At 72.5% G+C, this 14,549-nt stretch carries 13 protein-coding genes and 1 pseudogene; 7 read left to right on the top strand and 7 right to left on the bottom strand.

Features of this window, described 5'->3' with window-relative positions:
* The 5 genes from ACF07V_RS22775 to ACF07V_RS22755 form a co-directional block, all read right to left on the bottom strand.
* The gene (locus ACF07V_RS22775; protein WP_392156651.1) at positions 1-699 is read right to left on the bottom strand and encodes a TetR/AcrR family transcriptional regulator; all 699 of its coding nucleotides are present in this window, start codon (positions 697-699) and stop codon (positions 1-3) included.
* On the bottom strand, positions 696-1,379 hold the full coding sequence (locus tag ACF07V_RS22770; RefSeq protein WP_392156650.1) for a DUF4166 domain-containing protein: 684 nt from the start codon (positions 1,377-1,379) through the stop codon (positions 696-698). Before ACF07V_RS22770 ends, ACF07V_RS22775 begins: the two co-directional genes overlap by 4 nt.
* On the bottom strand, positions 1,376-2,098 hold the full coding sequence (locus tag ACF07V_RS22765) for a hypothetical protein (protein ID WP_392156649.1): 723 nt from the start codon (positions 2,096-2,098) through the stop codon (positions 1,376-1,378). The genes ACF07V_RS22770 and ACF07V_RS22765 overlap by 4 nt, the downstream gene beginning before the upstream one ends.
* Positions 2,099-2,258: 160 nt before the next feature.
* Positions 2,259-2,552 (bottom strand): MTH1187 family thiamine-binding protein, encoded by a 294-nt coding sequence (locus ACF07V_RS22760; protein WP_392156647.1) that lies wholly within the window; start codon positions 2,550-2,552, stop codon positions 2,259-2,261.
* Positions 2,549-2,902 carry a DUF3817 domain-containing protein gene (locus ACF07V_RS22755; protein ID WP_392156646.1) on the bottom strand — a complete coding sequence of 118 codons (354 nt, stop codon included), beginning with the start codon at positions 2,900-2,902 and terminating at the stop codon, positions 2,549-2,551. The genes ACF07V_RS22760 and ACF07V_RS22755 overlap by 4 nt, the downstream gene beginning before the upstream one ends.
* 153 nt (positions 2,903-3,055) lie before the next feature.
* Between ACF07V_RS22755 and ACF07V_RS22750 the strand changes: the two are divergent.
* The 5 genes and pseudogenes from ACF07V_RS22750 to ACF07V_RS22730 all read left to right on the top strand — a co-directional run bounded on the left by ACF07V_RS22750 (position 3,056) and on the right by ACF07V_RS22730 (position 6,708).
* A pseudogene (locus ACF07V_RS22750) lies at positions 3,056-3,932 on the top strand (RNA-guided endonuclease InsQ/TnpB family protein).
* A gap of 97 nt (positions 3,933-4,029) precedes the next feature.
* Positions 4,030-4,668 carry an AIM24 family protein gene (locus ACF07V_RS22745; protein WP_392156644.1) on the top strand — a complete coding sequence of 213 codons (639 nt, stop codon included), beginning with the start codon at positions 4,030-4,032 and terminating at the stop codon, positions 4,666-4,668.
* The gene (locus ACF07V_RS22740; RefSeq protein WP_392156642.1) at positions 4,668-5,318 is read left to right on the top strand and encodes an AIM24 family protein; all 651 of its coding nucleotides are present in this window, start codon (positions 4,668-4,670) and stop codon (positions 5,316-5,318) included. The genes ACF07V_RS22745 and ACF07V_RS22740 overlap by 1 nt, the downstream gene beginning before the upstream one ends.
* Positions 5,315-6,100 carry an AIM24 family protein gene (locus ACF07V_RS22735; RefSeq protein ID WP_392156641.1) on the top strand — a complete coding sequence of 262 codons (786 nt, stop codon included), beginning with the start codon at positions 5,315-5,317 and terminating at the stop codon, positions 6,098-6,100. The genes ACF07V_RS22740 and ACF07V_RS22735 overlap by 4 nt, the downstream gene beginning before the upstream one ends.
* Positions 6,101-6,231: 131 nt before the next feature.
* A complete protein-coding gene (locus tag ACF07V_RS22730; protein WP_392156639.1) occupies positions 6,232-6,708 on the top strand; it encodes a MarR family winged helix-turn-helix transcriptional regulator in 477 nt (158 codons plus the stop codon).
* A 63-nt stretch (positions 6,709-6,771) separates the two neighbouring features.
* On the opposite strand, the gene meaB is transcribed toward ACF07V_RS22730, so the two are convergent.
* On the bottom strand, positions 6,772-7,728 hold the full coding sequence (gene meaB, locus ACF07V_RS22725) for a methylmalonyl Co-A mutase-associated GTPase MeaB (RefSeq protein ID WP_388845250.1): 957 nt from the start codon (positions 7,726-7,728) through the stop codon (positions 6,772-6,774).
* A gap of 24 nt (positions 7,729-7,752) precedes the next feature.
* The gene (locus tag ACF07V_RS22720) at positions 7,753-8,970 is read right to left on the bottom strand and encodes an acetyl-CoA C-acetyltransferase (RefSeq protein WP_392156638.1); all 1,218 of its coding nucleotides are present in this window, start codon (positions 8,968-8,970) and stop codon (positions 7,753-7,755) included.
* Positions 8,971-9,107: 137 nt separating this feature from the next.
* Here ACF07V_RS22720 and mce point away from each other — a divergent pair, with 137 nt between their 5' ends.
* Complete coding sequence (gene mce / locus ACF07V_RS22715) at positions 9,108-9,560, top strand: methylmalonyl-CoA epimerase (RefSeq protein ID WP_123455436.1); 453 nt, start codon at positions 9,108-9,110, stop codon at positions 9,558-9,560.
* Positions 9,561-9,773: 213 nt separating this feature from the next.
* Positions 9,774-14,498, top strand: coding sequence for a polarized growth protein Scy (gene scy, locus ACF07V_RS22710; RefSeq protein WP_392156635.1), 4,725 nt, complete (start codon positions 9,774-9,776; stop codon positions 14,496-14,498).
* The last annotated feature ends 51 nt before the right edge of the window (positions 14,499-14,549 follow it).

Here is a 14,549-nt window from a genome sequence, read left to right as displayed (position 1 = left end):
TCAGGGTTCGAGACGGCGCCGCAGTGTGTACGTGACGGCCTTCCGCGCCACCGGGTTCAGCTCCTCGACCGCGGCCATCAGGGCGCCGAGCTGCTCCAGGGCCGTGAGCGCGGCCTCGGCGCCCGCCGGGTCGACCCCTTCGTAGAGTTCGAGGCCGACGAAGGAGGCGGCGACCGCGCGGGCGAGCCCGGCGGGGTCGGTGAACTCGGCGAGCGGGGTCCCGGCGAGGACGCGGACGAGGACCTGCTCGATCTCGGCGATCCACAGGTCGAGCCCGGCGGCGGTGGCCGGGGCGAGCCGGGGGTGGGTCTGGGCGCCGGCGAGCAGCTGCCCGAGGACGGCGACATGGCCGGCGTCCCGCTCCTCGGCGTGCATCTCGCGCCCGAAGGCGAGCAGTTCGGAGAGGCTGGAGACGGCGCGCAGCCGCTCGCGGTGGCGGGCGACCCGCAGCTCGGCGCCGTGCCGGCAGGCGGCGGAGAGCAGCTCGTCGACGGAGCCGAAGTGGTAGAAGACGAGGGCCTGGTTGACCCCGGCGGTGGTCGCGATCGCGCGCGCGGAGGCCTTGGCGATGCCCTGCTCGACGAGGGTGCGCAGGGCGCCGTCGAGGAGCTTCTCGCGGGTCTCCTGGCTCCTGGCGTCCTGCCCCGCGGCCTTCGTGGCCTTCGTGGCCCGCACGCCGTCCGCGGTCCGCCCGCTCATGCCCGTACCTCCTCGCGCACCGGGCGCAGCCCCGCGCGCACCCCCCGGGAGCGTACGTCGGCGTAGGTGGCGGCGAAGGACCCCCGGTAGCCGAAGAGCGGCCCGAAGTGGCGGTTGACCACCCGGACGTCGATGCGGAAGCGGCCGGTGCGCTCGTCGAAGGACTCGCGGACCTCGGCCCGGCCGCCCACGAGTTCGGGGACGCGGACGTCGAGCGGGCCCTCGCGGAAGCGGTGTTCGCCGGAGGTGATGAGGAGCGAGCCGTCGGGCCGGGCGGTCGGGTGCAGGTCGCTGGCGAGGTGCTGGTGGGTGCCGAGGTAGTCGAGGACGCAGTCCCGCTCGGGGCTGTGGACCATGGTGGCGTCGAAGCGGCGGGGGCCGCCGGGCAGGGCGAAGGTGCGGACGAAGGTGACGGTCTCCCGCCCGTACGAGTCGGTGTAGGGGACGTTCTCGATGGTGAAGGGGACGTCGCGGCCGGTGCGGGGCAGCAGGATGTTCCGCAGCCCGCCGAGCGCGAGGAAGGGCTTCACGAAGGCCCGGCCGTGCCAGATGTGGTCCATGACGCCCCGGCCGACGCAGAGCTCGCCGCTCGTGAGCCCGACCGAGAAGCGCCGCTGGAGCTCGGGGTGGAGCCGCTCGAACTGGGCGTCGCCCATGGCGGTGCGGAAGATCGAGGTCACGGCTGCTCCAGGGTGGCGAGGAGCCGCGGCTCCCGGTGGCGGGCGGGCGGGGTGCGCAGACAGCGCCGGGCGGCGGGGGTGCGCGACGAGGGCGGTACGAGGACGGCGAGGGCGAGCCCGAGGACGGTGAGCGGGACGGCGGCGAGCGACACGAGGCCCAGCGGGAGGGCGGTCGCGGTCCACGGGACGGCCACGAGCAGGATCCGGGCGGCGAGTTCGAGGAGCCAGCGGTCGCGGGAGCGCTCGGGGGTGATGCCCCGCTCGCACCAGAGCCGCAGCCGGTCGAAGGACCAGGCGGTGGCCCAGCCCATGAGGGGCCGGAAGAGGAGCCGGTCGGCGATGCGGCCGGGGCGGCCCCAGCGGGGCCGGTAGTCGTAGCCGGTGAGGAAGCGGATGCCGTCCGGGGTGGGCACGTACCTCCAGTACCCGCTGCCCTCGGCGAGGAGTGAGAGCGGGTGCGGCGAGGAGAACCGGAGGGCGGAGACCCGGTCGCCGCCGGCCCGGTGGCGCTCCCCCGCGGAGACACCGGTGCCGGCGACGGCCAGGAAGGGCAGGACGCGGGTCGCGTAGCGGAAGTGCTGGGGCTCGCCCTCGGCGCGCGGGAGATACGAGATCTCCGTGAAGCGCAGGTCCCACCGCTGGTGGCGGTCGGGTTCCTGCGTGCGCTCCCAGAGCGTCTCCAGATCCACGCGCACGCGTGTCTCGATGTAGAGGCCCATGGGTGTTCCCCCAGCTCTTCCGGCATTTTGAGCAAGTGCTCAAAACTGCCTCGGGAGGGAAGGTAGCCGATTTTGAGCACTCGCTCAACCGCGGGAAATACGGAAGCCCCCGGTCCTGGATCAGGACCGGGGGCTTCCCGTGGACGACGGAGTGGCGGCGTCAGGCGCCGAGGTGGCGCTCCACCGTCTCGACCTTCTTGGTCAGACCGCCCGTCACACCAGGACGGATGTCCGCCTTCAGGACGACCGAGACGCGCGGGGCGCGCGCCTCCACGGCAGCGACGGCGCGCTTCACGACATCCATCACTTCGTCCCACTCGCCCTCGATCGACGTGAACATGGCATCGGTCCGGTTCGGAAGTCCGGACTCGCGGACCACCCGGACCGCGTCGGCGACGTACTCGCCGACCTCCTCCCCGACGCCGAGCGGGGTCACGGAGAACGCGACGATCATGCCTTCACCGCACCCTGGGCCGCCTCGGCCCGCGCACGGGAGGCGATGACCGCGTCCTCGGCCTCGCGCTTCAGCTTCCGCTCGGCGTAGAAGCCGCCCAGGGGCAGCACCGAGAGGACGAAGTAGAGGGCGGCGGTCCCGAAGCTCCACTTGGTTCGGTTCCACGCGTCCAGCCAGAAGAGGACGTACAGGACGAACAGGATGCCGTGGATCGCACCCATCACCGGCACCGCGTTGAAGTCCGTCGTCCGCTTGAGTACCGAGCAGACGAGCAGCAGCAGGAACGACACCGCCTCCGGCGCGGAGACGAGCCGAAGCCGGTGCAGGGAGGATGCAGTCTTGATGTCCACGACAGGGGTCACCTTCGTTCGATCTTGTGAACGGATACACAAGGGCCCGTCCATCATGACCCAGCCAGGGAACAACCAGCGCTGGAGGGGTGGGGTTCACCTGGACACCCAGCGGAAGCGCTCCCCACAGAAGACCGAGGAGGCGGGGGATCGATACGTGTCTACAAGTTCCGCCTTCGCCCCACCGCCCGGCAGGCCCGGGCCCTGGTCGAGATGCTGCGGGACCACTGCTCGCTCTACAACGGCGCGTTACAGGAGCGTCGGGACGCCTACCGGCATGCCTCGAAAACGAACGTCAAATACGTCGACCAGTCCGCCCGGCTCAAGGAGATCCGGGCGTTCGACCCGGATCGTCAGGGCCGCTGGTCGTTCAGCTCGCAGCAGGCAACGCTGCGCCAGGTGGCATGCAGACCCGCGTGCGCCTGCAAGGCGTCGGGCACGTGCGGACGCACCAGCACCGGCCGGTGCATCCGCTGAAGCGTTGACCGCCGCGCAGCAACACCTTTCGGCGTTCCCCAAGCGCACCAGGCCGAGGCCCGAGAGGCACCGGACCGCAGTCCGCAAAGTCGCCGAGATGCACGGCAGAATCCGGCGTCAGCGACGTGACCATCATCACAAGACCGCGAACCGGCTGATCCGCAACCACGACGTGATCGCCCACGAGCGGCTGAACGTCGCGGGTATGACCCGCGCTCCAAAGGCCAAGCCCGGTCCCGATCAGCCCGGCGCGTTCTTGCCGAACGGCGCCGCCGCGAAAGCGGGCTTGAACCGCAGCATCCTCGACGCGGGTTGGGGACAGTTCCTGTCGATCCTGGCGCAGAAGGCTGAAAGTGCCGCTCGCCGCGTGATCGCGGTGGACGCCCGCAACACCTCCCGTACCTGCCCACGCTGTGGGCACGCCGCCAGGGAGAACCGCGTCACCCAAGCGACGTTCCAGTGCACGGAGTGCGGCTTCCTCGCGAACGTCGACCACGTCGGCGCGCTGAACGTACTCGGCAGGGCCGGGCTGGTCCTCTGCGTGGAGGCATAGCCTCCACGCAGGAAGCCCGCCGCCGCAGCGGCGGGTGGAGTCACTGTGCACGGGGACTTTGCTGTCTCTTTAGCCGGGGGCCCAGTACCTTCCTCGGGTGGCAACGTTCCGACTCCAAGGCAGCAAAGTGCTCGCCGTCTCCATGACCGGCGACGCCGTCAAGGCGAAGAACGGCTCGATGGTCGCCTACGACGGCCAGATGGCGTTCAAGAAGATGAGCGGCGGCGGTGAGGGCCTGCGCGGCATGGTGACCCGCCGGCTCACGGGTGAGCAGATGGAGGTGATGGAGGTACGGGGCCAGGGGACCTGCTGGTTCGCCGACCGGGCCTCCGAGATCAACCTCGTCTCCCTGCACGGCGACAAGCTCTGGGTCGAGGCGAGCAATCTGCTCTGCACCGACGCGGGGCTGCGCACCGGCACCACGTTCACGGGGCTGCGCGGCGGCGCCACCGGCAACGGCCTCTTCACCACGACCGTCGAGGGCACCGGCCAGGCGGCGATCATGTCGGACGGTCCGGCGGTGTTGCTGCGGGTGACCCCGCAGTACCCGCTCCAGGTCGACCCCGGCGCGTACATCGCCCACCAGGGCAACCTCCAGCAGCACTTCCAGTCCGGCGTGACCTTCCGCACCCTCATGGGCGAGGGCGGCGGCGAGGCCTTCCAGATCCGCTTCGAGGGCGACGGCCTCGTCTACGTCCAGCCGAGCGAGCGCAACACGATCGGGGGTGACATCTGATGCCGTTCCGCGAGATCAACTCGAAGATGGTCGAGGCGACCGTCGTCCCCGGGCAGCGGATGTTCAGCCAGCGCGGCGCGATGCTCGCGTACCGCGGCGACGTCAGTTTCACGCCGAACATGGCGGGCGGTCAGGGCGGCCTGATGTCGATGATCGGCCGCCGGGTGGCCGGCGAGGCGACCCCGCTGATGACCGTCGAGGGCAACGGCACGGTGATGTTCGGGCACGGCGGCCACCACATCCAGGTGATCGCACTGACGGGCGACACCCTGTACGTGGAGGCCGACCGGCTGCTCGCCTTCGACGGGACGCTGGAGCAGGGCACGATGTTCATGGGCTCGCAGGGCGGGGTCATGGGCATGGTCCGCGGCCAGGTGACCGGCCAGGGCCTCTTCACCACGACCCTGAAGGGCCACGGCTCGGTGGCCGTCATGGCGCACGGCGGCGTCATCGAGCTGCCGATCTCCCCGGGCCGCCCGGTGCACGTGGACCCGCAGGCGTACGTGGCGCACCACGGCGACGTGCGGAACAAGCTCTCCACGGCGCTCGGCTGGCGCGACATGGTGGGGCGCGGCTCGGGCGAGGCGTTCCAGCTGGAGCTGAGCGGCAGCGGCGCGGTGTACGTCCAGGCCTCGGAGGAGAAGCTGTGAGCACCCCTGTCATCCACGACCCGCACTCCCTGCCGTCGGACGACAACGTCAATCCGTACACCTTCTGCGTCGAGCTCAAGGGCTCGCAGTGGTTTCTGCAGAAGGGGAAGATGATCGCCTACTACGGGCGGATCGAGTTCAACGGCATCGGGCACGGCCGGCTCGACCGGCTGGTGCGGACGTCCTTCCACTCGCCGCTGCACGCGAGCGACTGGGTGGTCGCGGAGGGCAGCGGGAAGATGCTGCTCGCGGACCGGGCCTTCGACGTGAACTCGTACGACCTGGACGAGGGCAATCTGACGATCCGCTCGGGGAACCTGCTGGCCTACCAGCCGACGCTGGCGCTGAAGCAGTCGATCGTGCCGGGCTTCGTGACGTTGATCGGCACGGGCAAGTTCGTGGCGGCGTCGAACGGTCCGGTGGTGTTCATGGAGCCGCCGATGCGGGTGGACCCGCAGGCGCTCGTCGGCTGGGCGGACTGCCCCTCGCCCTGTCACCACTACGACCACGGCTACATGACGGGCGTGATGGGCGGCGTGCGGGCGCTGACGGGGATCGGCGGCACCTCGGGCGAGGAGCACCAGTTCGAGTTCGTCGGCGCGGGGACGGTACTGCTCCAGTCGACGGAGCTGCTGATGCCGGAGCGGGCGATCGGCGGGACCCCGGCGCAGGCCGGTGTCCCGGGCCAGCACGGGGTGCCTGGTTCCGGCCAGGGGCCGCTGGGCTCGGTACCGCGCCTTCCCGGCCAGCTGGGCGACCTCCAGCGTCGCTTCGGCCTGTAGCCGGTAGTCTGCGGAGTGTGACGTCCTCGAACGTCTGCCCCGGTGCCTGGAGGCCCGGACACCTGACGCGGTGCGCGGCGTCACACTCCGAAACTTCGTCAAGTATTCAACTTCTTAGGTAGAATCCATATATGGAGACCGAGACGGCCACCCCCTGGCTCACCGACGGCGAGCAGTGCGCCTGGCGCACGTTCCTGGACGTCCAGAGAATGCTGACGTACCAGCTGGAGCGGGACCTCCAGCCCTTCGGCCTGACGATGAACGACTACGAGATCCTGGTGAACCTCTCGGAGTCGGCGGAGCGGCGGCTGCGCATGAGCGACCTCGCCGCGGCCACCCTCCAGTCGAAGAGCCGGCTCTCCCACCAGATCACCCGCATGGAGAACGCCGGGCTCGTCCGCCGCGAGAACTGCGAGTCCGACCGGCGCGGGCTCTACGCCGTCCTGACCGACGACGGCATGGAGACCATGCGCAAGGTCGCCCCGCACCACGTCGAGTCGGTGCGCAGGCACTTCATCGACCAGCTCAGCGGCGAGGCCCTCGGCGACCTCCACGAGTCCCTGAAGCCGGTCGCCGAACAGCTCCGCGGCCGCCGCGGCAAGCCGTGACCTGACAGAGAACGGAAGGGCCCCTCCGGCGACCGGAGGGGCCCTTCTCGTACGTCCGGGGGATCAGTTTCCGGTCAGGCTCGCGACCAGCTCGTCCGAGGCCGCGTACGGGTCGAGGGCGCCCGCCACGATCCGCTCGGCGAGGGCGTCCAGGCGCCGGTCGCCGTGCAGATCGCCGATGCGCTCGCGCAGCGCGGTGACCGCGATGGTCTCCACCTCGCGCGCGGCACGGGCCCGGCGGCGCTCCGCCAGGACCCCGTGCTCCTCCATCCAGGCGCGGTGCTTCTCCAGCGCCTCCACGACCTCGTCGATGCCCTCGCCGCGCGCCGCGACCGTCTTCACGATCGGCGGCCGCCAGTCGCCCGCGGCCCGCGCCTCGCCCAGACCCAGCATGTGGTTGAGCTCCCGGGCGGTCGCGTCGGCGCCGTCCCGGTCGGCCTTGTTCACCACGTACACGTCGCCGATCTCCAGGATGCCCGCCTTCGCGGCCTGGATCCCGTCGCCCATGCCCGGCGCCAGGAGCACGACCGAGGTGTCGGCCTGGGAGGCGATCTCGACCTCCGACTGCCCGACGCCGACGGTCTCCACGAGGATCACCTCGCAGCCGGCCGCGTCCAGGACGCGGATGGCCTGCGGCGCGGACCAGGCGAGCCCGCCCAGGTGGCCGCGCGTGGCCATGGAGCGGATGTAGACCCCCGGGTCGGAGGCGTGCTCCGACATCCGGACCCGGTCGCCCAGGAGCGCTCCCCCGCTGAACGGCGAGGACGGGTCGACGGCGAGGACGCCGACCCGCTTGCCCGCCCGGCGGTACGCGGAGACCAGCGCGGACGTCGACGTGGACTTGCCCACACCCGGCGAGCCGGTCAGACCCACCACGTACGCGCCGCCGGTGAGCGGCGCGAGCGCCGCCATCACCTCGCGCAGCTGCGGGGACGCCCCCTCCACGAGCGAGATCAGCCGGGCCACGGCCCGCGGCCTGCCCTCCCGTGCCTGGGCGACGAGTTCGGGGACGTCCACCATCTGCGCTGCTCCTTAAGGACGGGACTACTTGGCGGTGCCGGAAACGCCGGGAACACGGACGATCAGCGCGTCGCCCTGGCCGCCGCCGCCGCACAGGGCCGCCGCGCCGACGCCGCCGCCGCGCCGCTTGAGCTCCAGGGCCAGGTGCAGCACCAGGCGGGCGCCGGACATGCCGATCGGGTGGCCGAGCGCGATGGCGCCACCGTTGACGTTCACCTTTTCGGGGGTGACGCCGAGGTCCTTCATGGACTGGTGCGAGACGGCGGCGAAGGCCTCGTTGATCTCGATCAGGTCGAGGTCGGAGACGTCCAGGCCCTCCTTCTTGAGGGCGTGCAGGATCGCGTTGGACGGCTGCGACTGGAGGGAGTTGTCCGGGCCGGCCACGTTGCCGTGGGCGCCGATCTCGGCGATCCACTCCAGGCCCAGCTCCTCCGCCTTGGCCTTGCTCATCACGACCACGGCGGCGGCGCCGTCGGAGATCTGCGAGGCGGTGCCGGCGGTGATGGTGCCGTCCTTGGTGAAGGCCGGGCGGAGCTTGCCGAGGGACTCGGCGGTGGTCTCCGCGCGGATGCCCTCGTCCTTGGAGAAGACGACCGGCTCGCCCTTGCGCTGCGGGATCTCGACCGGGGTGATCTCGGCCTCGAAGATGCCGTTCTTCTGGGCGGCGGCCGCGCGCTGGTGCGAGAGGGCGGCGAGCTCGTCCTGCACCTCGCGGCCGATGCCCAGCCGGGTGTTGTGCTTCTCCGTGGACTCGCCCATGGCGATGCCCTCGAAGGAGTCGGTGAGACCGTCGTACGCCATGGCGTCGAGCATCTCGATGGCGCCGTACTTGAAGCCCTCGCGGGACTTCGGCAGCAGGTGCGGGGCGTTGGTCATGGACTCCTGGCCGCCGGCGACGACCACGTCGAACTCGCCGGCGCGGATCAGCTGGTCGGCGAGGGCGATGGCGTCGAGACCCGACAGACACACCTTGTTGATGGTGAGCGCGGGGACGTTCATCGGGATGCCGGCCTTGACGGCGGCCTGACGGGCGGGGATCTGCCCGGCGCCCGCCTGGAGCACCTGGCCCATGATCACGTACTGCACCTGGTCGCCGCCGATGCCGGCCCGGTCCAGGGCCGCCTTGATGGCGAAGCCACCGAGGTCGGCGCCCGAGAAGGACTTGAGCGAGCCGAGCAGGCGACCCATGGGCGTGCGGGCGCCCGCGACGATCACTGAGGTGGTACCGGTCGTTCCAGACATGAGGCACGGCCCCTTGGGATGAGGAGTGAACGAGGGTTTACCGCCAATGTACTGAGCGGTGCGGCGCCGGGTCATCGGCCCGATGGTGTGATCGCGCGCACGTTGCGTAACCACCTTTCCAGCGGTGCACTGGATCCATGCTGACGCGTATCGACCACATCGGGATCGCCTGTTTCGACCTGGACAAGACCGTCGAGTTCTACCGTGCCACGTACGGTTTCGAGGTCTTCCACTCCGAGGTCAACGAGGAGCAGGGCGTCCGCGAGGCCATGCTCAAGATCAACGCCACCGACGACGGCGGGGCCTCCTACCTCCAGCTCCTGGAGCCCACCCGGGAGGACTCCGCGGTGGGCAAGTGGCTCGCCAAGAACGGCGAGGGCGTGCACCACATCGCCTTCGGCACCGCGGACGTCGACGGCGACGCCGAGGCCATCCGCGGCAAGGGCGTCCGGGTCCTCTACGACGAGCCGCGGATCGGCTCCATGGGCTCCCGGATCACCTTCCTCCACCCCAAGGACTGCCACGGCGTCCTCACGGAACTGGTCACCTCGGCCAAGCCGTCCGCTGACCACTCCTCAGCGGAGCACTGACCCCCGGATTCCTGGCCCGGTAGAGTGGGCGACTCCGGGCCGGGGCAGGTCGGGGCCGCTTCGTGCGGCACCGAAGTCGGGATGTCGGGGTCGTCCGATCTGCCACGATTCCCCGGGGGCCCGTCCTCGGCCGAGAGGGCGTGCTCGCAGGAGGTGCGACCAGGGTTGGGGTATCCCCTGCTCGAAGAGCTCGGGGAAGGATGGGACCGCGCAGTGCGGGGCTACGAACGCCAGGAGAGCCACCGAGCTGAAGACGACCATCTCGCCAGGTTCGAAGCCGAGATGGACCGGCTGAAGACCGAACGCGAGAAGGCCGTCCAGCATGCCGAGGACCTCGGCTACCAGGTCGAGGTCTTGCGCGCCAAGCTCCACGAGGCGCGCCGCACCATCGCGTCCCGGCCCGCGTACGACAGCGCCGACATCGGCTACCAGGCCGAGCAGTTGCTGCGGAACGCGCAGGCGCAGGCCGAGCAGCTCCGCCAGGACGCCGAGCGCGAGCTGCGCGAGGCCCGCGCCCAGACCCAGCGCATCCTCCAGGAGCACGCCGAGCACCAGGCCCGGCTCCAGGCCGAACTGCACAACGAGGCCGTCCAGCGCCGCCAGCAGCTCGACCAGGAGCTCAACGAGCGCCGCCAGACCGTCGAGGCGCACGTCAACGAGAACGTCGCCTGGGCGGAACAGCTGCGCGCCCGCACGGAGTCCCAGGCCCGCCGCCTGATGGAGGAGTCCCGCGCGGAGGCCGAGCAGTCCCTCGCCACCGCCCGCACCGAGGCCACCCGGCTCGCCGAGGAGACCAGCCGCCGCGTCGGCGCCGAGGCCGAGTCCGCCCGTGCCGAGGCCGAAGCGATTCTGCTGCGCGCCCGCAAGGACGCCGAGCGGCTCCTGACCGCCGCCTCCAGCCAGGCGCAGGAGGCCACCAGCCACGCCGAGCAGCTCCGCTCGAGCACCGCCGCCGAGACCGACCAGGCCCGCCGCCAGGCCACCGAGCTCTCCCGCGCCGCCGAGCAGCGCATGCAGGAGGCCGATGAGAAGCTGCGGCTCGCCCGCGCCGAGGCCGAGAAGGCCCTCACCGAGGCCAAGGAGAGCGCCGCCAAGCAGCTGGCCTCCGCCGAGTCGGTCAACGAGCAGCGCACCCGCACCGCCAAGACGGAGATCGCCCGGCTCGTCGGCGAGGCCACCAAGGAGGCCGAGGCGCTCAAGGCCGAGGCCGAGGAGAAGCTCCGCGAGGCGACCGCCCAGGCGGAGAAGCTCGTCACCGAGGCCTCCGAGAAGGCCGTCACGGCCGCCGCCGAGGACTCCGCCGCCGCCCTCGCCAAGGCCGCCCGCAACGCCGAGGAGATCCTCACCAAGGCCTCCGAGGACGCCCGGGAGACCACCCGCAAGGCCGCCGAGGAGGCCGAGCGGGTCCGCCGCGAGGCCGAGACCGAGGCGGACCGGCTGCGCGCCGAGGCCGGGGAGCAGGCCGACGAACTGCTCGGCTCGGCGAAGGACGACACCAAGGAGTACCGCGCCAAGACGGTCGAGCTCCAGGAGGAGGCCCGACGGCTGCGCGGCGAGGCCGAGCAGCTGCGCGCCGAGGCCGTCGACGAGGGCGAGCGGATCCGCTCCGAGGCCCGGCGCGAGGCCCTCCAGCAGATCGAGGAGGCGGCGAAGACCGCCGAGGAGCTCCTCACCAAGGCCCGTACGGACGCCGAGGAGCAGCGCGCCAAGGCCGGTGCCGAGGGCGAGCGGGTCAAGTCGGAGGCGATGGAGCGCGCCCAGACGCTCCGCACCCAGGCCGAGGAGACCCTGGAGCGCACCCGCGCCGAGGCCGAGCGGCTGCGCGCCGAGGCCGAGGAGCAGGCCGAGTCGGTGAAGGGCGCGGCCGAGGAGGCCGCCGCCGGGCTGCGCGCGGACGCCGAGCGGGCCGCCGAGGCGCGCCGCGCGGAGGCCGCGGAGGAGCTGACCCGGCTGCACACCGACGCCGAGGCGAGGGTCGCGGCCGCCGGCGAGGAGCTCACGGACGCACGGGCCGAGGGCGAGCGGATCCGGCGCGAGGCCGCCGAGGAGACGGAGCGGCTGCGGACCGAGGCCGCCGAGCGGATCCGTACGCTCCAGGAGCAGGCGGAGCAGGAGGCCGAGCGGCTGCGCGCCGAGGCGTCGGCGGACGCGTCCAGCACGCGTACCGAGGCCGAGTCCGCGGCGGTACGGCTCCGCACGGAGGCGTCCGAGGAGGCCGAGCGGCTGAGGTCGGAGGCCCAGGAGACCGCAGACCGGGTGCGCGCGGAGGCCGCGGCCGCCGCCGAGCGGGTCGCCGCCGAGGCCGCCGAGGCGCTTGCCGCCGCGCAGGAGGAGGCCGTCCGGCGCCGCCGGGAGGCCGAGGAGACCCTGGAGTCGGCCCGCTCCGAGGCCGGCCGGGAGCGCGAGCACGCCCGGGAGCAGTCCGAGGAGCTCCTCGCGGCCGCCCGCAAGCGGGTCGAGGACGCGCAGGCCGAGGCACAGCGCCTGGTCGAGGAGGCGGACGCGCGGGCGACCGAGATGGTCACCGCGGCCTCGCGAGCCGCCCAGGAGGTGCGGGACTCGGTGGCGGGTCTGCGCGAGCAGGCCGAGGAGGAGATCGCCGGGCTGCGTTCCGCCGCCGAGCACGCGGCCGAGCGGACGCGGACCGAGGCGCAGGAGGAGGCGGACCGGGTCCGCTCCGACGCGTACGAGGAGCGGGAGCGGGCGTCCGAGGACGCCGTCCGCACGCGGGCGCGTGCCCAGGAGGAGTCGGAGGCCGCGAAGGCCCTGGCGGAGCGGACGGTCACGGACGCGCTCGCCGAGGCGGAGAAGCTGCGGGCGGACACCGCCGAGTACGCGCAGCGGGTACGGACCGAGGCGACGGACTCGCTGGCCTCGGCCGAGCAGGACGCGGCCCGTACGCGGGCGGACGCCCGGGAGGACGCGAACCGGATCCGTTCGGAGGCCGCCGAGCGCGCCGAGTCGACGGTCGGCGAGGCGCGTGCCGAAGCCGAGCGGATCGGGGCCGAGGCCGCCGGGCTCCGCGCGGAGGCCGAACAGCTCAAGACCGACGGCGAAGCGCACGCCGAGGCGCTGCGCGACGCGGCGATCGCCGAGGGCGAGCAGGTCCTGGACGAGGCCCGGCAGGCCGCGGACAAGCGGCGCGCGGACGCGGCCGAGCAGGCCGACACCCTCATCGGCGAGGCGACCGCCGAGGCCGAGCGGATCGGCGCCGAGGCCGCCCGGCTGCACGCGGAGGCGGAGCAGGCCCGGGCGGACGGCGTGGCCCAGGCCGAGGCGCTGCGGGCGGAGGCCCGCGCCGAGGGCGAGCAGGTCCTCGACGAGGCCCGCAAGGCCGCCGACAAGCGCCGCGCGGACGCCGCCGAGCAGGCCGACACCCTCATCGGCGAGGCGACCGCCGCGGCCGAGCGGCTCACCGCCGAGGCGGTCGAGCTCATGGAGACGGCCGAGCAGGACGCCGCGCGCCTCCGGACCGAGGCCGAGCAGGTCAAGGCCGACGGCGAGGCGCAGGCGGAGGCCCTGCGGGCGGAGGCCCGCGCCGAGGGCGAGCAGGTCCTCGACGAGGCCCGCAAGGCCGCCGACAAGCGCCGTACGGACGCCGCCGAGCAGGCCGACACCCTCATCGGCGAGGCGACCGCCGAGGCCGAGCGGCTCACCGCCGAGGCGGTCGAGCTCATGGAGACGACCGAGCAGGACGCCGCGCGCCTCCGGACCGAGGCCGAGCAGGTCAAGGCCGACGGCGAGGCACACGCGCAGGCCCTGCGCAACGCCGCGCTCGCCGACGCCGACCAGATCCTGGACGAGGCCCGCAAGGCCGCCGACAAGCGCCGTACGGACGCCGCCGAGCAGGCCGACACCCTCGTCGGCGAGGCGACCGCCGAGGCCGAGCGGATCGTGAACGAGGCGGCCGAGCTGGCCGATTCGGTCGGCGCGGACGCCCGCGCCGAGGCCGGCCGTACCGTCGCCGCTGCCTCGGAGGAGGCCGAGCGGCTGCGGGCCGAGGGCGCCGAGGCGATCGCCGAGGCCCTGCGGGACGCCGAGCGGATCCGTACCGAGTCGGAGCGGGTGAAGTCCGACGCCGCCGAGGCGGGCGAGCAGATGCGGGCGGAGGCCCGCGAGGAGGCGGACCGGACGCTCGACGAGGCCCGGGAGGCCGGCGCCAGGAAGCGTTCGGACGCGGCCGAGCAGGCCGACCAGCTCGTCGCCAAGGCCCAGGAGGAGGCGCTGCGCGCCACCACGGAGGCCGAGTCGCAGGCGGACACCATGGTCGGCGCGGCCCGCAAGGAGGCCGAGCGGATCGTCGCCGAGGCGACCGTGGAGGGCAACTCGCTGGTGGAGCAGGCCCGCACGGACGCGGACGAGCTCCTGGTCGGGGCGCGCAGCGACGCGACGGCCATAAGGGAGCGGGCCGAGGAGCTGCGGGGCCGCGTCGAGGGCGAGATCGAGGAGCTGCACGAGCGGGCGCGGCGCGAGTCGGCCGAGCAGATGAAGACGGCCGGCGAGCGTGTCGACAAGCTGGTGAAGGCGGCCGAGGAGCAGCGCGCCGAGGCGGACGAGAAGGCGAAGGAGCTGGTCTCCGAGGCGAGTTCGGAGGCGAGCAAGGTCCGGATCGCGGCGGTCCGCAAGGCGGACGCGCTCCTGAAGGAGGCCGCGCAGAAGAAGGCCTCGATCATCGCGGAGGCCGAGGCACTCAAGGCGGAGGCCGAGCGGATCCGTGCGGAGGCCGCGGCCGAGGCCGAGAAGACGGTCGCGGAGGGACAGCGCGAGCTGGAGACCCTGACGCGGCGTCGCAAGGACATCAATGCCGAGATCTCCCGTGTCCAGGACGTGCTGGAGGCGTTGGAGTCTTTCGAGACGCCGTCCGCCGGAAAGGACGGGGTCAAGGCGGGTGCGTCGGCGGGGTCCACTCGTACGGGTGGCAAGTCCCAGGACGGCTAGCCACTCAAAAGGCTGGACATTCTCCAGATCAAACGGGCATACGCTCGATGA

It is taken from the genome of Streptomyces sp. NPDC015661, from assembly GCF_043077765.1.
In the GTDB taxonomy this organism is placed as follows: Bacteria; Actinomycetota; Actinomycetes; order Streptomycetales; family Streptomycetaceae; genus Streptomyces.
This window is presented reverse-complemented; position numbering and strand designations above follow the sequence as displayed.